This is a genomic window from Halomonas sp. SIMBA_159 (genome assembly GCF_046536035.1).
GTDB classification, from domain to species: Bacteria; Pseudomonadota; Gammaproteobacteria; order Pseudomonadales; family Halomonadaceae; genus Vreelandella; species Vreelandella venusta_A.
Map to the genome: position 1 here is coordinate 1 of NZ_JAWJBT010000660.1, position 269 is coordinate 269.

At 42.8% G+C, this 269-nt stretch carries 1 protein-coding gene; it reads left to right on the plus strand.

Going from position 1 to position 269, the window contains the following annotated elements:
- Positions 1 to 11: 11 nt before the first annotated feature.
- A partial coding sequence (locus R0J87_RS20855; RefSeq protein WP_498888646.1) for a hypothetical protein occupies positions 12 to 269 on the plus strand: 258 nt, incomplete at its 3' end.

A 269-nucleotide genomic window follows, 5' to 3' on the forward strand; every position in this document is an offset into this window, starting at 1 on the left:
CACGCGATCGCTTGCGTAAAGATATCGAAAAAGCCTTAAAACCCTATGGGATTCTTCCTGAGTTTCCCATGAAGCGAGGTTATTTTGCCGGAACTGCTGTTTTATCACAAGCGGATCTGATTAAAGTCTTTCAAGTTTTAGAAACCCAAGCAAAACACTTAGATGATCCGATCGCGCTGCAAGTGTATGAGACATTTGAAGCACGGATGAAAACTGCAAAGTTAATCGACTCTGATCAATACCCTGTGCGGGCAATTCATAACCGCAAT